Genomic DNA, 19,794 nt, shown 5'->3' on the forward strand with positions numbered 1-19,794 from the left:
AACGTCATATCCGCAGTAAAAAGCAGAGGCGCTGCAAACTGGAATATACTTGCAGCGCCGTTTCTATTTCAAACATAACCCATTTGGGGCATAAAAGTATCCTGACTAAGTGTTCTTATCCGCCTCTTTTTGTTTCCTCTGGCGGTATATAAAGAACGGAACAGCCAGGGCAATAAGTATCAGACCCACTACCTGGGCCTGTTCCAGCCCCAGAGCAAAATCATCATTCACCCGCACAAAACCAATAGCCACTCTCCAGGCGGCATACAGGCTGATATACAGCAGAAAAAGCTGACCGTCCGGCCGCAGTTTTTTGGCTATAAACAAGCTGAAGGCAAAAAGACACAGCAAAAATATTATTTCGTAAGCCTGGGTAGGAACAACCTCCACCCCGTAAGGTGCGGCTGAGGCAGGGTTAGTATAAATCACACTGCAGCCGCTGCCGCCGTATTCCCCGTAACAACACCCATTCAGCAAACACCCCACCCGGCCTATCGCCTGCCCCAGCAGTATGCCCGGAACAGCTACATCCAGCAGGTAACCCAGATTGAAATGGGAATAACGGCTGTAAATCCACAAGCCTATAGTTGCACCGATAATAGCCCCGAATATGGTTAAACCTTCACCGCTTAGAATAGCTCCTGGGTTAAGGCTGTAATATTCCCAGGCATCTATAACATGCAGGAGCTTTGAAAAAATAATGCCGGAGGGAATGGCGATAATAGCCGCAGTCAGCACCGTATCATAAGAAATATCAGCCCCGCGTTTAATCCGCCAGAATATCCAGGAAACCAGTGCTATCACACCCAGGGCCATCATGATTCCGTACCATTTGACCACCAGCGAACCGATGCTGAAGGCTACCGGGTCTACATTTATTTCAAACATAAATACCTGTCCTGTTTCAATTTTTAAAAAGTACTATATTAAAATTATACCCGAACAAATTCAGCATCACAAACAGGCATTGCCCAGGCATCTTTCCAGTACGGCTTTAGCCCCGTTTTTATCCAGCGGTTTGTTATTATTGCCGCACTTGGGTGACTGAACGCAACTGGGACAGCCGTCTATGCAGGTGCATTTTTCAATAAAGTTTCTGGCGGCTTCCCAAAGGTCTTTGATGACTTCATATCCCTTTTCGGCAATACCCACCCCGCCGGGGTGTCCGTCATATATAAATATGGCCGGAGTACCGGTATCCGGGTGGAGCGGGGTAGAAACACCGCCGATATCTCCCCGGTCACACAGGGCAAATAAAGGCAGCAACCCGATAAGGGCGTGTTCGGCGGCGTGGATAGCCCCGTGAAAATCCATTTTAGTTTTTCCCATAGCGGAGACTATGTCAGAAGGCAGTTTAAACCAGACAGCTATAGTGGGAAAAGTCTGCGGCGGCAAATCCAGCTGCTCCTCGCTCAATACCTGCTCTGTAAACTGGGCTTTACGCCTGTAGCCGGTTACAGTTAAAGTAACATCAACCTTGCCCAGATATACGCTGATATCCCCCACCAGTTTGTTTTTGAGCACTTCAATTATGCTTATTTCGGTAAGGTCACGGGTAACCGTATAGTAGTCCAGTTTTTTCTTTTCCAGCAGGGCTATCTGGGAGTTAAGGTCAAAACGGCTTACCAGATAGCTTTCACCCTGATGCAGATAGACCGCCCCCGGATAGGCCTGCAAAAAGGCGGTTTGAAAGTCCAGCGTCTCAATAATCTGTCCGCTTTCGGCATCTATCAGACAGAAATCCTTGCCCGAAGCCGAACGGATACTGATATCTCCGGCGGGATAAGAAATATCGGCTGACAGATAATAATTGTCCCTCCGCTTATTAAGCACTCTTTCCTGGGCAAGTGTATCCAGCTCCTCAATCAGGTTTTCACCGAACATATCCGTTTCACTGGCGTTTACCGGCATCTCCCAGGCGGCACATAAAAGATGAACCCGGTAGATATATGGATTTTCCGGATTGATAAAAGTGCCTTCAAAACCGCTGTTAAACAGTTTTTCGGGGTTATTCATATAATACTGGTCAAGGGGGTTATCCAGCCCCAGCAAAAAGGAAAGGGAGTGTCCGCACCTTCGGCCGCTGCGCCCTGCCTGCTGAAAAGTGCTGGAGATACTGCCCGGAAAGCCGGTCAGTATGGTAGCCCCCAGGTCACCTATATCTATTCCCAGCTCAAGTGCATTAGTGGAAACCGCCCCAAGCAATCTGCCTGAGAAAAGCTCTTTTTCTATCTTGCGGCGGTCTTCGGCGGTATACCCTCCCCGATAAGGCTTGATGAGGTCTGCAAACTCCGGCTTTATGGCTATCAGGCGGTCACGCGAATATTTATAAATAAGCTCGGTCAGCCGTTTGGTACGGGTAAAGTCCAGGGTACGTATTTCGTGGCTGACCAGTTCGCTTAGAAGAAACGAAGACTCCGAGTTGGCGCTATGGCGTATGCCGTTAGCCGGGTCAATAATGGGCGGATTCCAAAAGACAAAATCTTTTTCTGACCTGGGAGCGCCGTCATTATCTACCACTGAAAAAGGCAGCCCGGTCAGACTTTGGGCATGAACGCCGGGGCTGGCTATAGTAGCCGAACTGAGAATAAACTGCGGGGAACTGCCGTAGTAACGGCAAAGACGCCGAAGCCTGCGGATAATGTTTGCCAGATGCGAACCAAATACCCCCCGGTAAATATGGGCTTCGTCTATCACCACATATTCCAGGTGGCGTAAAAACCGCCCCCACTTCTGGTGAGACGGCAGTATGGAAACATGGAGCATATCCGGGTTTGAAAGTATAATCCGGGCTTTCAGGCGTATATCCGCACGGCTGTTGCCGGGGGTATCGCCGTCATATACAGCTATTTCCTCATCTGCCAGGAGTGAAGGCACTGCCAAAGATTTCAGGCTTCGCAGCTGGTCCTGTGCCAAAGCCTTAGCCGGGTAAAGGTATAAAGCTCTGGCATTCGGGTCTGAGAGCAGTTTTTCCAGCACCGGCAGGTTATAGCACAAGCTTTTGCCGCTGGCCGCCGGGGTGGCCACGATAATATTCTTCCCCTGCCGGCTAAGGTTTACAGCATTTGCCTGATGGGTGTACAAGGGCAAAATCCGTTTTTTCCTGAGGCGTGCATCTATCCGGGGCAACAGCGGGGCGTCAGTTCTGGCATATTCCGCCGGACGGTATGGCAGGCGTTCAATATGGGCTATCTGCTCCTGATAATCAGGCAGGGACGCAATGTAGGCTAAAAATTCGGTAGTTTCCAAAAGCCTTTATCCTAAACCGCCATTATTTCAATCTGAAAATCACGTATAACCACATCAAACCCGCCATCAGTCACAAAAGCCAATACTTTATTCAGTAACTGGTCAGCCACCACAGCACTGTTGCTGATACAGCTTATACCAATAACCGCCGTCTTCCATCTGTCCATTTCTTCGGCTTCGGCTACCGAAAGATTAAAACGGTTTTGCAACTGCCTGATTAACGGCTGAATAATCTGGCGTTTGCCCTTCAGCGAGGTATTTTCAGGCAAGTCCAGCCACAGTTTTAATATACCGGCGTGCAAACTCACCCAAACACCTCTTTTAAAGCCCTTAAATGAATATAGCGTTACCCATATATTACGTCAAGTAAACACTTGCCGGAATATGGTATATTATACCTAAATATAGCGCATTTGTTTTACAACACAGGTACAGTGTGATATAATTTTGACTTTAAATTGAGTAGAATAACATAAGGGGAATAAGTTTGGACAAACAGGAAAAATCTCTGATTATCAACGAATTCAAAAAGAGCGAAAACGATACCGGCTCTACTGAAGTGCAGGTAGCCTTGCTCACTGCCCGTATTCACCAGTTAACCACCCACATGATTGCTAATAAACATGACTTTCATACCAAGAGAAGCCTGCTTACTTTGGTTGGCCGCCGCCGCCGCTTGCTCTCATACATGCGCAACAATAACGGGGCCGGTTATCAGGAGCTTATTGCCAATCTTGGCCTTAGAAAATAAATATTGCCAAAGGCAAATAACCCTGTAAGGAGATTACGTTATTGATAACTGCCAACTCATTTGAACGAACTATTGGCGGCAGAAAACTTACTATAGAGAGCGGGAAAATGGCCCGCCTTGCAGATGCCGCAGTAACTATCCGCTATGCGGATACCGAATTACTGGTAACACTTTGTGCTGCCAAAAAACCGCGCGAAGGGGTGGATTTCCTCCCCCTGACTATAGACTACGAAGAGCGGATGTATGCCGCAGGCAAAATCCCCGGCGGGTTTATCCGCCGCGAAGGACGCCCCAGTGAACAGGCTATTTTGGCCGGACGTCTGACAGACAGACCTCTCCGCCCCCTTCTCCCCAAGGAGTGGCGGAATGAACTTCAGATTATTATCACCGTAATTGCCTCAGACAAGGAAAATGACGCTGATATCTGGGGTGTGGTAGGTGCTTCAACCGTTCTTACCATGTCACAAATACCCTACGAAGGCCCGGTGGGAGCCAGCCGCGTAGGTTATACAAACGGCGAATTCGTGCTTAACCCCACCTTTGCCCAGCTGGAACAAAGCCAGATGGATTTGGTGGTAGTCAGCACCCGTAAAGCCGTAGTTATGATTGAAGCCGGGTCTAAGGAAATTCCCGAAGACCTTATGATTAAAGCGATTGAGTTTGCCCATCAGGCAAATCAGGAGCTTATTGACCTGCAGGATGAAATCCGCGCCAAGCTGGGCAAGGAAAAACTGCCGGTGCCGGTGCTGGAAATACCCGAAGAAGTCAAAGCAGCGGTAGCCGCCTTTGTAAAAGGGCGAGTAAACGAAGCCCTGAGCCATCAGGATAAAACCCTCCGTGAAAATGCGGTTGAAGCCCTTCAGAGCGAACTGGTTGAAGCTTTGGCAGAGACATATGCCGAAGGCGATATTCTGGCCGCTTATGATAAAGAAATCAAAAAGGCTATCCGCTCAACTATACTTGAAAAAGATATCAGGGTAAACGGACGGGGTATTAAGCAGCTCCGCCAGCTGGACGCTGAAACAGGTATTCTGCCCCGCGTTCACGGTTCAGCTTTGTTCACCCGGGGTGATACCCAGGTTATGGCCATTACCACACTGGGTTCTTTGCAGGAAGCCCAGCAGCTGGACGGCTTGAGTGCCGAAGATACCAAGCGTTTTATGCTTCACTATAATTTTGCCCCCTTCTCTACCGGTGAAGTTAAGCGTTCCGGCTCCCCCGGACGGCGTGAAATCGGTCATGGTGCTTTAGCTGAAAGGGCTTTGGTGCCTGTCCTGCCCACTCCCGAAGAATTTCCCTATACCATTCGTATGGTAGCTGACGTAGTCGGTTCATCAGGCTCTACTTCTATGGGCAGTGTCTGTTCGTCCAGTTTGTCACTTATGGATGCAGGTGTACCAGTTAAAAAAGCTGTTGCCGGTATTTCCATCGGCCTTATTACCGGTGAAAATGATACCTACTGCACCATTACTGATATTGAAGGTATTGAAGATAACTACGGCGATATGGATTTCAAAGTTGCCGGTACCCGTGACGGCATAACCGCCATACAGGTGGATATGAAAGTCAAGGGTATCAGCTTTGACGTTATCCGTGACGCTATCTACCAGGCCAAAGAAGCCCGCTATACCATACTGGAAGTAATGGACAAGGCTCTTGCCCAGCCCAAGACCGAGCTTAGCCCTTACGCCCCCAGAATGTACAAGATAAGCATTGACCCCTCCAAGATTGGCAGTGTTATCGGCAGCGGCGGCAAGACCATCCGCTCTATTATTGAGCAGACCAATACCACCGTTGATATTGAAAATGACGGCACAGTGGTCATCGGTGCTACTGACGAAGCTTCGGCCCAAAAAGCTATAAAGATAATTGAAGACCTGACCAAAGATGTAGAAGCCGGCAGTGTTTATACCGGTAAAGTTACCCGGATAATGACCTTTGGTGCTTTTGTTGAAATCCTGCCCGGCAAAGAGGGCATGGTACACATAAGCGAACTGGCCGACCACAGAGTGGAAAAAGTGGAAGACGTAGTTAAAGTGGGTGACGAAATAACAGTAAAGGTAACTGAGATTGATTCACAGGGCAGAATAAACCTGTCACGCCGGGTCATTCTCAATCCCAATGCTGTTCCCATCTCCCGCAACCGTGATTCCCAGCCGCGCCGTTCCGGGCCTTTCCGCCCTCAAGACCGGTCTAACTCATAATATATTAGGAGGCGCTATGACACCTATAAAGGTTGTAGTTCACGGTGCCTCAGGCAAAATGGGCCAGGAGGTCTTAAAGACCCTGTGCCAGGAAAATAACCTTCTTCCGGTGGGAGCAGTGGACATACGGGCAAAAAGCCCTGCCCTGCCCCTGCCGGACGGAAGCGGCTCTATCCCCTATTCGGCAGACCTCTCTTCCGTTCTTTCGCAGACCAAGCCGGATGTAATGGTAGATTTTACTATTGCCAAAGCTTCCATGCCTGCTATCCGCATTGCCGCCGCCCACAAGGTTAATCTGGTTATAGGCACTACCGGCTTTTCGCCTGAGGAAATATCAGAAATTGAACAGCTGGCTAAAACTAATGATATCGGCATTATAGTTGCACCCAACTTTGCCCTTGGTGCTATAATAATGGTTCACTTGGCACAGGAAGCATCACGTTTCCTTGCCAGCGCCGAAGTGATAGAGCTGCATCACGATAAGAAACTGGACTCACCTTCCGGTACTGCGCTGGCTACAGCAGCCGCCATGCTTAAAACCCGGGGTGAAGCCTTTAACAAACCGGCTAAGGAAAATATGTCAGATGCCCGCGGACAGGAACATGACGGCATCCGGGTGCACAGTGTGCGCCTGCCGGGTTTGCTGGCCCATCAGGAAGTTATTTTCGGAGCGGCCGGTCAATCTTTGACTATACGGCATGATGCCTTCAGCCGCGAATGTTATATGCCCGGTGTGGTACTGGCGATAAAAGAAATAGTCCAAACCAAAGGTTTTGTTTTCGGTCTGGACAAACTGCTTAAGCTTTAGGAGGCAGTCCATGGGTTACAGAGTGGCCATAGTAGGTGCTACCGGAATGGTAGGTCAGGAATTTATAAAAGTACTGGAGAAACGGGATTTTCCTATGGATACCGTTTCACTCCTGGCGTCAGACCGCTCTGCGGGCAAGAAAATGATGGTCAAAGGCGAGGAAATAGAGGTCAGGGAGACCGCCTATGATTCGTTTAATAACGTGGATATAGCTTTGTTCTCTGCCGGGGCGGATATTTCACGCCATTTTGCCCCCATTGCCGCCCAGCACAAAGCAATAGTAGTAGATAACAGTGCCGCTTTCCGCATGGACCCCAAAGTCCCCCTGGTAGTACCGGAAGTGAATATTGAAGATATTACCAGGCATAAAGGGATTATTGCCAACCCCAATTGCTCTACCATTCAGATGGTAGTCGCCCTGTACCCTCTGCACAAGGTAAATCCAATTAAACGTATTGTGGTAACTACCTTTCAGGCTGTGTCCGGCACGGGCGTAAACGCGGTAGATGAGCTGCAAACCCAAACCCGCCAGCTCCTTGACGGACAGAAAGCGGTTGCCCATGTATATTCCCACCAGATTGCCTTTAATGTGCTGCCGGAGATTGACGTTTTTCTGGACAGCGGCTATACCAAGGAAGAATGGAAAATGCTGGAAGAAACCCGCAAGATTATGCATGCTGACAACATACAGCTTTCAGCTACCTGCGTAAGAGTACCGGTTATCACCGGCCATTCTGAAGCTGTAACTATAGAATTTGAACGTCCCATGGAGCCGGAACAGGCCCGGGATATACTCCTTCGGTCACCGGGTATAAAAGTACTGGACGAACCGGCTGTCAAACTTTATCCGCACCCCTGGCTGGCCACCGGTACAGACGAGGTATTTGTGGGACGGATACGCAAAGACATTTCCAACCCCAATGGTTTGGTTATGTGGGTGGTGGCGGACAATGTCCGGAAAGGCGCGGCCCTAAACGCCGTCCAGATTGCCGAAGAACTGGTCAACCGCGGCATGATAGGAGGTTAAGATGAAAGAATTAGGCAGGCTGATTACGGCCATGGTAACCCCGTTTAAAAAAGACGGGACAGTAGATTATGCCCAGGCTCAGAAACTGGCTCTGGGACTTCTTGATTCAGGCAGTGACGGGCTGGTGGTAGTTGGCACTACCGGCGAATCACCTACCGTTACCTGGGAAGAAGAACACGCCCTGTTTGCAGCTGTAAAATCTGCGGTCGGCAACCGGGGAAAGGTTATTGCCGGAACAGGTGCTAACAGCACCCAGGAAGCCCTGGAAAATACTCTCAAAGCGGAGAAGATTGGGGTAGATGCCTGTTTGCTGGTAGTGCCCTATTACAATAAACCCACCCAGGAGGGGTTGTACCTTCATTTCAAGACTATTGCCGAGGCTACCAAGCTTCCCTGCATACTTTATAATGTACCCTCACGCACCATCACCCACATGAGTCCGGAAACAGTAATCCGCCTGAGCCAGATACCCAATATTGTGGGTGTCAAGGAAGCCAGCGGCAAACTGGATGATATAGCCCAGATAATAAACAATGTCCGCCCTGATTTCACTGTCTGGAGCGGTAATGACAGTGATACCCTGCCCATGCTGGCCATGGGGGCTTACGGCGTTATCTCGGTAGCTTCCCACATAGTGGGCAAGCAAATAAAGGAGATGATAACCAGTTTTGTTTCGGGCAATACGGATAACGCAGCCGCTATTCACCGCCACCTGACCCCGCTGATACGCTCACTTTTTGTAGTATCCAATCCCATACCTATCAAATACGCCCTGAATTACCTGGGGTTTGAAGTAGGCGGGCTTAGACTGCCCATGACCGAAGCAGATGAAAAAACTGCTGCCCTGATACGCGAAAGTCTGAAGGGCTATACTATAGACCTGCCCATAAAATAAAAATGATACAGTCTGACAATGGTCTCTACCGTTTGGAAAAAACGGATATAAAACGTCTTGCCTATGTAACTGCCGAAGCCTTCAAAGATGACCAGCTTACTTCGTACCTCCTGCAGGGAGATACCCGGAAAATTAAGCGGTTACCGGTTGTTTTTGAATACTATGCCGCACTGGGCATAAAATACGGGCAGGCTTATGCCTCTTCGCCTGATATGGAGGCAGTGTCCGTTTGGTTTGACGCCCCGGTGCATATTTCTCTCTGGCAGCTGATAAGCTGCGGCTTTCCCGTAAAAAACATGTGGTGCGGGTTTAATTACTTTCAGCAGGATATGCATCTGAACAGCCTGTGTGACAAAATGAGAAACCAGCTATACCCTTTCCCCAACAAATATCTTGCCCTGCTGGCAGTTGCCCCCAAATACCGCTCCAGGGGATTTGCCAGTAAAGTAGTACGCCCTATTCTAGCCGAACTTGACCAAAGTAACACTGCGTCTTATCTTGAAACCCAAAACCAGACAAATGTAAGTATGTACCGCCACTGGGGGTATGAAGAAATAGGCCAGTTTGGTATCCCGCTTGCCAATATTTCACTGCACGCCATGCTCAGGAAAAACAGAAAGGACTAACATGGAGGAAATTCCTCTTCAATATCTTTACAAGCTGAATAAATCAGATATAACCAAAGCCGCCGAAGTTTGTGCCCGGGCTTTTCAAAATGACCCGGTCATAAGGGAGATTGCCAAAGAAAAAGCCAGCCCGGACGCTCTCTACCAGATTTTTGAATATATACTGAAAAGCCAGATGGAAAACGGACAGGCTTATGCCAGTTCGGCTAACTTAGAGGGGATAGCCCTCTGGGAACCCAATGATGTCCGCAAACCGCTAGGCCAGCGCCTCAGGCATCTATACTATCTGTTTCAAATACGAAGCCAACTGCCCCTTCTGAATGAAATATCCAGAATAGATAAAGTCAGCCAGAACCTGCGGGCCAAATACGCCCCGCCTGTATATTTTTATCTGGCGCTTTTAGCGGTTGACCCTAAGTATCAGGGCAACGGGATTGCCGGGCATCTGATACGCCCCATGCTGGACTTCATGAACGAAACCGGTATACCGTGCTATCTGGAAACTCAAAGCAGCCAGAATGTAGCTATGTATGAGCATATGGGGTTCAAACTACTAGCCAGCCAGGGGCTTCCAGGTACTGAACAGACCATATACGGTATGCTGAAAAACTCTGACGGCAAAGTATCCTAAGCTTTATAAAGCGGATATTATAAATATAAAAAGGGGGCTTAAAAGCCCCCTTCGGTATTTAGAGAAATATCAGGTTTATTTGTAGATAGTCTGTTCGCGTGAAGGGCCAATACAAACTGCACTCATCTGGCAGCCGATAAGCTCTTCAATCCGGCAGATATAATTTTTGGCTGCCAATGGCAAATCATCATAGCAGCGAACCTCTTTGGTAGAGCAAAGCCAGCCGGGCATTTCCTCATAAACAGGCTTGCACTTGGCAAGTTCACCTGAGTTCGCCGGAAAATATTTTATTATCTTGCCGTTAAGCTCATAAGCCGTACAAATGGATATGGCAGGCAGAATATCCATAATGTCTAAACGGGTCATAATGGCAGTGGTCATGCCGTTTATCTGGCAGCTGAACCGCCCTGCCACCGCATCAAACCAGCCTATCCGTCTGGGACGGCCGGTAGTTGTGCCATATTCGTGGGCTTCATCACGTATGATATCCCCGGTTTTATCCAAAAGCTCAGTAGGCATAGGCCCGCCGCCAACCCTGGTACTGTAAGCCTTGAAAACACCCAGGGTAGCACTGACTGAAGCCGGCCCTATGCCTATTCCCAAGCAACCGCCAGCCGCCAGAGGCGAGCTGGAAGTGCCGTAAGGATAAGTGCCGAAATCAGGGTCAAGCAAAGCCCCCTGCGCACCTTCCATTATTATCTTTTTATCCTGACTGATAGCCTCTTCAATAATATGAGTTGTTTCTTTTATATTGGGGGCTAACTCTTTACCCCATTTAAGGCAGGTTTCATAAATCTCGTCCAGAGAAATGGGTGCCGCATCATAAACCTTGGTCAGAATCTGGTTTTTACATTCCAGCACATATTCCAGCCGCTCATGCAGATATTCGGGCAGAAGCAAATCACCCACCCGGATACCCATGCGGGCATATTTGTCTACGAAAGCCGGCCCGATGCCCCTGCGGGTAGTACCCAGTGACTTATTGCCCCTGGCCTCTTCTTCAAGCCCGTCCAGCAAAATATGATAAGGCAATACCAGATGAGCCCGGTCACTTATAAAAACATTTTTTACATCTACGCCCCGGCTGATAAGCTCATTGCGTTCGCGGATAAAAACATCAGGGTTTATAACCACCCCGTTGCCGATAATGCACTTGACACCGGGATAAAAAACACCTGAAGGTATAATGTGAAGTTTAAACTCACCCATAGGGTTTATAACCGTATGGCCTGCGTTATCGCCCCCGGAAAAACGCACTACATAGTCAGCCTCCTGGGCCAGCATATCTACAACTTTGCCCTTACCTTCATCCCCCCACTGTCCACCTACTATTGCTGTAACAGGCATAACTCCCCCAATTTTGGCTTCAAACATATTTTATCCCCTCACCCAACTACCAGTTGCTGAGGGGAAACCGCTAAAGTTTAACAGATTAGACGAATAAAGTCACTATTATTTGGTCTGGCGGTAAACATTGGCAAGCCGCTGGATAACAGTTATTAAACTAAGCACGCTTACCAGCACCAGCACCGGCACAAGTATGTTAAACATCATGCCAATGGCCAGGGCAACCACCCGTTCAGGCCGGGTAAAAAACCCTTCCTTACCCTCAAGCCCCATAGCCTCAGCTCTGGCACGTATATAGCTGACCAGCAGGGAAAGAGTAAGGGTAACCACCGCCAGCACCACTGCGGGTGTCTGCCCGCTCTGAGAGTAAAAAGCACATACCCCGATAAGTATTGCCGCTTCCGAAACCCTGTCCAGAGTGGAATCCAGCACCGCTCCGAAGCGGGTAACCTTGCCGGTGCGTCTGGCCAGCGCCCCGTCCAGCATGTCAAATACACCTGCCAGCAGCATAACAATCCCTGCAAGCAACAGATTTCCGTTCACTATAATCCCGGCGGCTACCAGGGTAACAATAAAACCGGTTACCGTAACCATATTGGGGGTAAGACCGGTTTTAGCTAAAAGGTTTATAATGGGATTGGTGACTTTTAGGGCTATTTCCTTACGTAAGTTTGCCATACCAGACATGATATTCAGACTCTTTTCTGCCCTGAGTTAAAGGCAACAGCCAGGCTATTTACCTTCGGGACCATGGTGATTTTTGCTTAACACCAAATGGTAGTACTCTTCAACTTTTTTAGCAACTCTTTTCCAACTGTACTGCTGAACCGTTTTTAGTCCACCGGCGCTGAGTTCAGAACGCAAATCAGGCTGGGCAATCAGTTTCAAAAGAGCTTCTGCCAGTTTATCAGAGTTTTTGGGCGGTACTAACAGACCTTCTTTATTATCCGTCAGTACACACTGGTATCCCTCTATTTGTGAAGCCACAATCGGCACACCCAAAGCCATAGCTTCCAGAAGTACAATGCCGAAACTTTCCTGACCGGTAGCCGGGGAGCAGTAAATATGGGCTGTCTTGTAATACCGCGGCAGCTCATTACAGGCAACCCCGCCGGTAAAAACCACATCTGAAAGCCCATGCCGTTTTACCTTGCTGCGATAATGGCTCATTTGCCTGGGAGTACCCGGCCCCACTACCAGAAGCCTGGTCTGGGGGCACAGGGGCTTAATCTGGGCGTATGCATCAATCAGATAGTCCAAACCCTTTCGGCTCTCCATACGCCCCACAAAAAGGATATTCAGCTTGTCATCCAGATACTCCGGCACAGGCTGAACTTCGGTATTAAATAAATCCAGGTCTATACCGTTGGGCACAATAGTATAGTCACCGGGGATATATTTGGAGGCAAAACGCAGAGCCGCTTTGGAAACCGCCATATGCCCGTGAAGATTACGCCTGCGCCTTCTCAGGAATATGCGGGTAAAAGGCCAGCCCAAATTATAACCGGGCTTGCCCTGACTGGCGTGGAAAGTAGCTACATTGCAGGTTTTGGAAAACCGGAGCATGGCACTGCACAGCATTATCATAAAAGGCTCATGCAGGTGGATAACGTCAAACTTTTCGGTTTCCAAAACCTGTTTAATACGGTTTTTAAGATTGACCGAAAGGCTGATGCGAACCACTGTGCCGGAGATAGCCAGAGGGCGGGGCTTGCCCATCCTGATAAAATCAGTACCGTATTCTGCCGGAGACTTTGATGCTGGAGCAATAATGCGAACATCATGCCCCAGCATCTTAAGTTCTTTATAAAGCGAGCTAACGTGGTTAACTACGCCACCCGGATAGGCAAAATCATAAGGACAGACTAAAACTATCTTCACTGTTAACCGCCACTAACCTATAGTGCTACTAAGGAAGTCCGGGTTATTTTTCTGCCTTTTTTTCAGCCTCGGCCATTTTTTTAGCAGAGGTCTTCTTTATAAACTCAGCCGTCATAGCGTGAGCAGCATCGTCAGTATACTGAACGGGAGGTGATTTCATAAAATATGAAGAAGGTTCGTTCAGTGAACCTGACATACCGTTATCCATAGCTAATTTACAGCAGCGGATAGCATCAATGACTACACCGGCGGAGTTGGGGCTGTCCCAAACTTCCAGCTTCATCTCCAAATTCAAGGGGACATCACCGAAAGTCCGGCCTTCCATGCGGATATGGCAGAACTTGCGGTCTTCAAGCCACGGCACGTAGTCACTGGGGCCTACATGAACGCAATCAGGATCAAGCTTGTAATCAAGCTGGGAGGTAACTGCGTTGGTCTTGGAAATCTTCTTTGATTCCAAACGCTCACGTTCAAGCATATTCATAAAGTCAGTGTTGCCGCCGAAGTTCAGCTGATAAGTCTTCTCCAGCTTTACACCGCGGTCACAGAAGAGTCTGGTCAGTACGCGGTGGGTAATAGTAGCACCCACCTGTGACTTGATATCATCACCGATAATAGGTACACCGGCAGTGACAAAACGCTGCTGCCAATATTTTTCCCGGGCAATAAATACCGGTATGCAGTTAACCATACCGCAGCCGGCTTCCAAAATCTGCTCTACATACCACTTGGTGGCTTCTTCGGAACCCACCGGCAGATAGTTGATAACAACATCTGTTTTGGTCTCTTTGAGGATTTTTACAATGTCAGCGGTAGAGCCGGGAGCCTTCTGAATAATCTGGGAAAGATACTTTCCCAGACCGTCATGGGTCATGCCGCGCTCAACCTTAACACCGGTTGCCGGAACATCAGTAAACTTAAAAGTATTGTTGGGCTTGGTAAAAATAGCTTCACTAATATCTTTGCCGACTTTGTTCTTGTCTACATCAAAGGCAGCGGTGAAATTAATGTCGCTGATGTGATAACCGCCAAGATTTACATGCATAAGACCGGGAACGAACTCAGTATCCTTAGCTTTGCGGTAATAGTGAACACCCTGTACCAGGGACGAAGCACAGTTACCAACACCGATAATGGCAACATTGATTTTACCCAATTTTTTCCGTTTTCTCCTTCCAACAGAAGAGGCTACCCTGAAACGTCACTAACCCTTCAGAAGATAACCTCTGAATAATTTGATACCATCTTTAAGCCCATCCGGGCATTTTTAAAGCCATTTCCCAGGATAAACTAAGCTTAACCCTAGCCTATTCTGTAAACCTTCCCGCCGCAAACAGGGCAGGTACCTTGCCAGGCTCCGCGACCATTTTTCAGAGTAACTCTCTTGGCATCTTTGACGTCAATCTTCTTGCGATCCTTGACACAATAAGCCTGTACCATGGCCGGTCTCCTTTCGGGTATTTTGGAATATATCATCTACTATTAGAGGCGCATTGTCAAGCATTATAAGTATAATTTTAAGCTAATCCGCATTCTTTTTAGGGCATGGGCTCAGGAAGACTTTGGCAGGGTGCCAGCTGCCGTCAGTTTCAGGGCGGATTACAGCCGCAAAGCGGTTTTCAGCGCTATACACCGCCATAGCTTCCGGCTGCCCGGTCATTTCCAGCCTTATTTCCAACCCGTTTACCAGCCGGGTTATACTTTCATCATCAAGGGTTATACGCGGCAAATGCCCTACGGCGGCTTCCGGCGGCAGCAGAATATCTGCCAGCCTTCCTTTATTTTCAGCCGCTTCAAGGTCAGCCAAATCAAGTGAAGTTGTAAGGTGGAATGGGCCGTAAGATTCCCTGACCAGGGTTTTCAAATATGCCCCGCAGCCCAGTTTCCTGCCTAAATCAAAGGCTATAGAACGTATATACGTACCGTGTCCGCACTCTATCCGCAAACGCAGCACAGGTGAAGCAAAACCGAGGAATTCAATGCCGTAAATCGCAGCTTTACGCGGGTTTCTTTCAACCTCTATCCCCTGCCTGGCCAGGTTATACAGGCGAACCCCGCGGTGTTTTACCGCACTGTACATGGGGGGAATCTGGGTTATCTCACCCAGAAAATCCGGCAAAGCATTACGCACCATATCAGCAGTAATATGTTCACAGCTCTTTCGGGAAGTAATCTCCCCTTCGCTATCGTAGCTATCTGTCTCCGTACCCAGCTCTATTTCAGCCAGATAGGTTTTGCGGACTGAAGAAAGGTACTCTATCAGGCGGGTTGCGCTTCCCAGAAAAACAGGTATAACCCCGGTGGCACTCGGGTCAAGCATACCGCCATGCCCTACCTTTTTCTGGGAGTAAATATGCCTTACTTTTGAGACCACCCCGAAAGAGGTCAAACCTGGAGGTTTGTTGATATTCAAGATGCCATTCATGGCTAATCTTCAGGCTGGTGTTGAGTAACCCGGTCAATAAGGGTATTCAGGCGAACACCCCTTTCAATAGTATCATCCCAGATAAAATTGAAAACCGGCATATAGCGTATATCAGTCTTTTTAGCTATTTCGGTGCGGAAAAAACCGGCCGCTGCGTTTAAAGCGGCCAGTATTTCATCTTTATGTTCATCACCGGCCAGATGGCTCACATATACAGTGGCATGGCGCATATCTTCAGATACATCTACCTCGTTTACAGACAAAAGCGTATCCAGACGCGGGTCACGAACCTCTTTTTGAAGGAGAGCGCTTATATCTGCCCGGAACAGCTGGTTAAGTTTTTTTACCCGCCGTGACATCAGCGTGATTTTTCCTTATGATAAAATTCCAAAATATCACTCTTCTGGAAATCATTGAAATCTTTCAAGCCTACGCCGCACTCATAACCGGCCACCACTTCTTTAACATCATCCTTAAAGCGGCGGAGACTGTTGCTGGGGGCATCTACAATCACTTCGCCGCCCCTAAGCAGCCTTACCTGAGAATTCTTTAGAACCTTGCCTTCCAGTACCATACAACCGGCAATGCTGAGCTTTTTAGTGCTTTCAAAGACTGCCCGCACTTCAGCCCGGCCGTCAATAACTTCTTTAATAGTGGGTTCAAGCAGACCCTGAACAGCTTTCTCCACATCTTCTACCAGTTTATAAATAATGTCATAATGCCGGATATCAATATCTTCGGCATCCGCCAGACGCTGGGCATTGGTTTCTATACCAGTGCTGAAGCCGATAATCAAGCCACCCGAAGCCATAGCCAGCATAACATCACTCTCGGTTATGTTACCGACACCGCTGCGGTTTATGTTTATCTTTATCTTATCGGTACTCAGTTTTTCCAGTGAATCTTTAATGGGTTCAAGGCTGCCTTGAACATCAGTTTTAAGTATTATGTTAAGCTCTTTGATATTGCCCTTGCTAACCTGGTCATACACATTAGTCAGGCTGACTGCGTTTGTTTTACGGGTAACCTGGCTGTTTTCATTAACCATATCCCTGGCCTGTTTTTCGGTGGCCACGGCTATAATCTTGTCACCTACCTGAGGCACACTTTCCATACCCAGCAAGGCCACCGGAGTGGAGGGTTCAGCCTTTTTGATGCGTTTACCCACATCATTAAACATAGCTTTTACCCGCCCCCAGGTAGTGCCGGCAACCACAGTGTCTCCCAGTTTCAGAGTACCGCTCTGGACCAGAACAGTAGCCATAGGGCCTCTGTTCTTATCCATTTCAGCTTCAATAACCACACCGCTGGCAGGCTGATTGGGGTCAGCCCGCAAATCTTCAAGTTCGGCAATCAGCAAGACTGCTTCCAGCAGTTCATTTATACCCTTCTTTTCACGGGCAGAAGTGGGAATGGCCAGAGTATCACCACCCCATTCCTCAACTACCAGCCCGGCCTCAGCCAGCTGCTGTTTGACCCTGTCCGGATTAGCTTCGGGTTTGTCCATCTTGTTTATAGCCAAAATAATGGGCACACCGGCGGCTTTGGCATGGTCAAGCGCTTCCAGCGTCTGCGGCATAACGCCGTCATCAGCGGCAACTACCAGAATAGTAATATCGGTAGCCTGAGCACCCCGGGCGCGCATGGCAGTAAAAGCTTCATGGCCGGGGGTATCCAGAAAAGTTATCTTTTGGCCTTTGATTTCCACCTGATAAGCCCCAATATGCTGGGTAATGCCGCCCGCTTCTTTTTCCATAACATTGGTGGAGCGTATAGCATCAAGCAGACGGGTTTTACCATGGTCTACATGGCCCATAATGGTTACTACCGGCGGACGAAGGGGGAAATTACTCAGTTTTTCTTTAGCGGGAGAGACCTTTTTGGCGGCGCTTTTCTTAAGAACCTTAAGCCTAGCCTCAAAACCAGCCGCCTCTACAATACCCTTGGCAACCTCAAACTCTATAACCTGATTTATATTAGCCATAATGCCCTTGCGCATAAGGGCCTTAATAACTTCAACCGGATTTGTATCCAGACTATCAGCCAGCTCTTTTACCGACACCGCCGCCCCAAGTTCAATAACCTTAGCCGGAGGGGCAACTTCAGTCTTGGCGCTTGATTTACTTGTCTTCTCTACCATTTTCCTTCACCTCACACACTTCGCGCCCATATTTCAACAATTCTTCGCGGTTCTCCGGAGTAATGGCAATCTTCAAAGCGTGGGTAATATAACTGCCCTTCAGCCCGGATTCCCAGCAGGCCATATCTCTGCACAAATAGGCTCCGCGTCCTTCCAGACGCCCGCTATGGTCTACCCTTACGTCATTATCTTCTGTTCTTACCAGCCGGATAAGCTCTTGTTTAGCCTTTTCGGTACGGCAGGCGATACAAGTCCGCATGGGCACAAATTTAGAAGTCGATTTCCTCTGATTCATAATCCGTTACATTCCGCCGTTTTTTGCCCTTCAGCTTGATACCATCTTCAGCGGTATCTTTGCCTTTGACGGTCTTTTTCTTGTTTTTACCCTTGTTTTTATCATCTATGACTATTTCACGCCGGGGCAGCAAATCTTCTGCAAAACGCAGTTTGACTGTATCACCCTCAGCCACTTTATCCAGCACATTAAGGGGTACCACCACACCCTGTTCTTCAGGCACGGCTTCAGTCTTGGCAGGTGTTTCCTTCACCGCCGGTTCGGCTATTATAGCCTCAGGCATGACCGGCTCAATAGGTTCTGCTTCGGCCTTGGCAGCAGGTGCAGCGGCAGGCTGTTTTTCAATAACCTTTTCGGTTATGGCAGGCTTTTCAGTTTCCCCCTGCTTGCGGGCAGTTTCTTCCGCCCGTTCCACCTCTTCATCAGAGGCACTCTTAATATCAATCCGCCAGCCGGTCAGCTTAACCGCCAGACGCACATTCTGTCCTTCTTTACCAATACCCAAACTCAGCTGGCGGTCAGGTATGACCACAATAGCAGATTTTTCAGCTTCGTTCAGAATAACTTTTGTAACCTGAGCCGGGCTAAGTGAATTGGCAATAAAATTAGCTATTTCACTATCCCAGGCCACCACATCTATCTTTTCGCCGTTCAGCTCACTGACAATATTCTGAATGCGGATACCCCGCAAACCCACACAGCAACCCACCGGGTCAATCCCCGGCTGTAAAGCGCCTACCGCTACTTTAGAGCGTGAACCGGCTTCACGGGCAACCGCCTTTATCTCTACCAGCTGGTTAAAAACCTCCGGCACTTCCATTTCAAACAGACGCCGTACCAAACCGGGGTGAGAACGCGAAACAATAACAGCCGGGCCTTTGGCTGTTTTAGCCACATCCACTACATACACCTTTATACGCTGCCCGGCCCGATACCTTTCACCGTATGCCTGTTCGCTGGCGGGCATTATGGCTTCCACCCGGCCTATATCAACAGTAATCTGCTTGGGCTCTATACGCTGAACCACGCCTACCAGGGTGTCACCCGCCTTGGAGGCATATTCGTCAAAAATAGCCGTATTTTCCGCTTCATGCAGACGCTGCAGGATAACCTGCTTGGCAGTTTGGGCAGCAATACGCCCGGCATCAGCCGGAGTATCTTCAACCATCATAAGGTCGCCTATCTTGGCATCAGCTTTCAGCCGTTTGGCCTCAAGCAAACGCATTTCCTGGCGGCTGTCAGTCACTTTTTCAACTACCAGCTTTTCGGCCATGACCTTTACCTTGCCAGTCAGCTGGTCTATCTTCACCGCGATATTCTGGTTTGGAGCAAAGCTCTCTTTACGATAAGCCGATACCAAAGCCGACTCAACGGTAGCAAGTACTACTTCCTTTGGCAGATTCTTTTCTGCCGAGAGCTGGGTGATAGCGAGCAAAAAGTCGCTTTTCATCTCGGTTATGTATCCTCCTCAGTTTATCCCGATACAACAAAAAAGTGGGTTTGAACCCACCTCAA

The 19,794-nt window shown here is 48.7% G+C and carries 20 protein-coding genes; 7 read left to right on the plus strand and 13 right to left on the minus strand.

All coding sequences use genetic code 11. The features are described from left to right. Positions 1-105 precede the first annotated feature (105 nt). The 3 genes from DET_RS05025 to DET_RS05035 form a co-directional block, all read right to left on the minus strand. Positions 106-888 carry a prolipoprotein diacylglyceryl transferase gene (locus DET_RS05025; RefSeq protein WP_010936668.1) on the minus strand — a complete coding sequence of 261 codons (783 nt, stop codon included), beginning with the start codon at positions 886-888 and terminating at the stop codon, positions 106-108. 66 nt (positions 889-954) lie between these two features. Continuing rightward, positions 955-3,249: a DEAD/DEAH box helicase gene (locus DET_RS05030; protein ID WP_010936669.1), complete on the minus strand. Its 2,295-nt coding sequence runs from the start codon at positions 3,247-3,249 to the stop codon at positions 955-957. 11 nt (positions 3,250-3,260) lie between these two features. Further along, complete coding sequence (locus tag DET_RS05035) at positions 3,261-3,557, minus strand: DUF503 domain-containing protein (protein ID WP_010936670.1); 297 nt, start codon at positions 3,555-3,557, stop codon at positions 3,261-3,263. 179 nt (positions 3,558-3,736) lie between these two features. Here DET_RS05035 and rpsO point away from each other — a divergent pair, with 179 nt between their 5' ends. From rpsO to DET_RS05070, 7 genes are read left to right on the plus strand one after another with little or no spacing between them, the layout of a single operon-like run. Further along, positions 3,737-4,000: a 30S ribosomal protein S15 gene (rpsO, locus tag DET_RS05040; RefSeq protein ID WP_010936671.1), complete on the plus strand. Its 264-nt coding sequence runs from the start codon at positions 3,737-3,739 to the stop codon at positions 3,998-4,000. 41 nt (positions 4,001-4,041) lie between these two features. After that, complete coding sequence (locus DET_RS05045; RefSeq protein ID WP_010936672.1) at positions 4,042-6,204, plus strand: polyribonucleotide nucleotidyltransferase; 2,163 nt, start codon at positions 4,042-4,044, stop codon at positions 6,202-6,204. Between the two features lie 16 nt (positions 6,205-6,220). Then, complete coding sequence (dapB, locus tag DET_RS05050; RefSeq protein ID WP_010936673.1) at positions 6,221-7,012, plus strand: 4-hydroxy-tetrahydrodipicolinate reductase; 792 nt, start codon at positions 6,221-6,223, stop codon at positions 7,010-7,012. Positions 7,013-7,022: 10 nt separating this feature from the next. After that, a complete protein-coding gene (locus DET_RS05055; RefSeq protein WP_010936674.1) occupies positions 7,023-8,039 on the plus strand; it encodes an aspartate-semialdehyde dehydrogenase in 1,017 nt (338 codons plus the stop codon). Between the two features lies 1 nt (position 8,040). Then, complete coding sequence (gene dapA, locus DET_RS05060; protein WP_010936675.1) at positions 8,041-8,934, plus strand: 4-hydroxy-tetrahydrodipicolinate synthase; 894 nt, start codon at positions 8,041-8,043, stop codon at positions 8,932-8,934. 2 nt (positions 8,935-8,936) lie between these two features. Then, a complete protein-coding gene (locus DET_RS05065; protein WP_010936676.1) occupies positions 8,937-9,560 on the plus strand; it encodes a GNAT family N-acetyltransferase in 624 nt (207 codons plus the stop codon). 1 nt (position 9,561) lies between these two features. After that, positions 9,562-10,191 carry a GNAT family N-acetyltransferase gene (locus tag DET_RS05070; protein ID WP_010936677.1) on the plus strand — a complete coding sequence of 210 codons (630 nt, stop codon included), beginning with the start codon at positions 9,562-9,564 and terminating at the stop codon, positions 10,189-10,191. Positions 10,192-10,266: 75 nt separating this feature from the next. On the opposite strand, the gene DET_RS05075 is transcribed toward DET_RS05070, so the two are convergent. The 10 genes from DET_RS05075 to nusA all read right to left on the minus strand — a co-directional run bounded on the left by DET_RS05075 (position 10,267) and on the right by nusA (position 19,729). Continuing rightward, positions 10,267-11,538, minus strand: a complete 1,272-nt coding sequence (locus DET_RS05075) for an adenylosuccinate synthase (protein WP_010936678.1) — start codon at positions 11,536-11,538, stop codon at positions 10,267-10,269. Between the two features lie 105 nt (positions 11,539-11,643). Further along, positions 11,644-12,225, minus strand: a complete 582-nt coding sequence (locus tag DET_RS05080) for a CDP-alcohol phosphatidyltransferase family protein (protein WP_010936679.1) — start codon at positions 12,223-12,225, stop codon at positions 11,644-11,646. A 45-nt stretch (positions 12,226-12,270) separates the two neighbouring features. Further along, the gene (locus DET_RS05085) at positions 12,271-13,419 is read right to left on the minus strand and encodes a glycosyltransferase family 4 protein (RefSeq protein ID WP_010936680.1); all 1,149 of its coding nucleotides are present in this window, start codon (positions 13,417-13,419) and stop codon (positions 12,271-12,273) included. 43 nt (positions 13,420-13,462) lie between these two features. Then, positions 13,463-14,575: an inositol-3-phosphate synthase gene (locus tag DET_RS05090; protein ID WP_010936681.1), complete on the minus strand. Its 1,113-nt coding sequence runs from the start codon at positions 14,573-14,575 to the stop codon at positions 13,463-13,465. A gap of 146 nt (positions 14,576-14,721) precedes the next feature. Beyond that, on the minus strand, positions 14,722-14,859 hold the full coding sequence (locus DET_RS08715) for a DUF5679 domain-containing protein (protein ID WP_167518161.1): 138 nt from the start codon (positions 14,857-14,859) through the stop codon (positions 14,722-14,724). 82 nt (positions 14,860-14,941) lie between these two features. After that, on the minus strand, positions 14,942-15,844 hold the full coding sequence (gene truB, locus DET_RS05095) for a tRNA pseudouridine(55) synthase TruB (RefSeq protein WP_010936683.1): 903 nt from the start codon (positions 15,842-15,844) through the stop codon (positions 14,942-14,944). 2 nt (positions 15,845-15,846) lie between these two features. Continuing rightward, on the minus strand, positions 15,847-16,203 hold the full coding sequence (rbfA, locus tag DET_RS05100; protein ID WP_010936684.1) for a 30S ribosome-binding factor RbfA: 357 nt from the start codon (positions 16,201-16,203) through the stop codon (positions 15,847-15,849). Beyond that, positions 16,203-17,984 (minus strand): translation initiation factor IF-2, encoded by a 1,782-nt coding sequence (gene infB, locus DET_RS05105; RefSeq protein ID WP_010936685.1) that lies wholly within the window; start codon positions 17,982-17,984, stop codon positions 16,203-16,205. The genes rbfA and infB overlap by 1 nt, the downstream gene beginning before the upstream one ends. Next, on the minus strand, positions 17,965-18,279 hold the full coding sequence (gene rnpM, locus DET_RS05110) for an RNase P modulator RnpM (RefSeq protein WP_010936686.1): 315 nt from the start codon (positions 18,277-18,279) through the stop codon (positions 17,965-17,967). The genes infB and rnpM overlap by 20 nt, the downstream gene beginning before the upstream one ends. Next, complete coding sequence (gene nusA / locus DET_RS05115; RefSeq protein ID WP_010936687.1) at positions 18,254-19,729, minus strand: transcription termination factor NusA; 1,476 nt, start codon at positions 19,727-19,729, stop codon at positions 18,254-18,256. Before nusA ends, rnpM begins: the two co-directional genes overlap by 26 nt. Positions 19,730-19,794: the final 65 nt, after the last annotated feature.

The sequence above is a fragment of the Dehalococcoides mccartyi 195 genome (assembly GCF_000011905.1).
In the GTDB taxonomy this organism is placed as follows: domain Bacteria; phylum Chloroflexota; class Dehalococcoidia; order Dehalococcoidales; family Dehalococcoidaceae; genus Dehalococcoides; species Dehalococcoides mccartyi.

Coding starts and splice junctions, on each gene's coding strand:
- dapB (WP_010936673.1), top strand. CDS start 6,221: ATGACACCTATAAAGGTTGTAGTTCACGGTGCCTCAGGCAAAATGGGC.
- rnpM (WP_010936686.1), bottom strand. CDS start 18,279: ATGAATCAGAGGAAATCGACTTCTAAATTTGTGCCCATGCGGACTTGT.
- DET_RS08715 (WP_167518161.1), bottom strand. CDS start 14,859: ATGGTACAGGCTTATTGTGTCAAGGATCGCAAGAAGATTGACGTCAAA.
- DET_RS05075 (WP_010936678.1), bottom strand. CDS start 11,538: ATGCCTGTTACAGCAATAGTAGGTGGACAGTGGGGGGATGAAGGTAAG.
- DET_RS05065 (WP_010936676.1), top strand. CDS start 8,937: ATGATACAGTCTGACAATGGTCTCTACCGTTTGGAAAAAACGGATATA.
- DET_RS05055 (WP_010936674.1), top strand. CDS start 7,023: ATGGGTTACAGAGTGGCCATAGTAGGTGCTACCGGAATGGTAGGTCAG.
- truB (WP_010936683.1), bottom strand. CDS start 15,844: ATGAATGGCATCTTGAATATCAACAAACCTCCAGGTTTGACCTCTTTC.
- DET_RS05025 (WP_010936668.1), bottom strand. CDS start 888: ATGTTTGAAATAAATGTAGACCCGGTAGCCTTCAGCATCGGTTCGCTG.
- DET_RS05080 (WP_010936679.1), bottom strand. CDS start 12,225: ATGTCTGGTATGGCAAACTTACGTAAGGAAATAGCCCTAAAAGTCACC.
- DET_RS05070 (WP_010936677.1), top strand. CDS start 9,562: ATGGAGGAAATTCCTCTTCAATATCTTTACAAGCTGAATAAATCAGAT.
- infB (WP_010936685.1), bottom strand. CDS start 17,984: ATGGTAGAGAAGACAAGTAAATCAAGCGCCAAGACTGAAGTTGCCCCT.
- nusA (WP_010936687.1), bottom strand. CDS start 19,729: ATGAAAAGCGACTTTTTGCTCGCTATCACCCAGCTCTCGGCAGAAAAG.
- dapA (WP_010936675.1), top strand. CDS start 8,041: ATGAAAGAATTAGGCAGGCTGATTACGGCCATGGTAACCCCGTTTAAA.
- rbfA (WP_010936684.1), bottom strand. CDS start 16,203: ATGTCACGGCGGGTAAAAAAACTTAACCAGCTGTTCCGGGCAGATATA.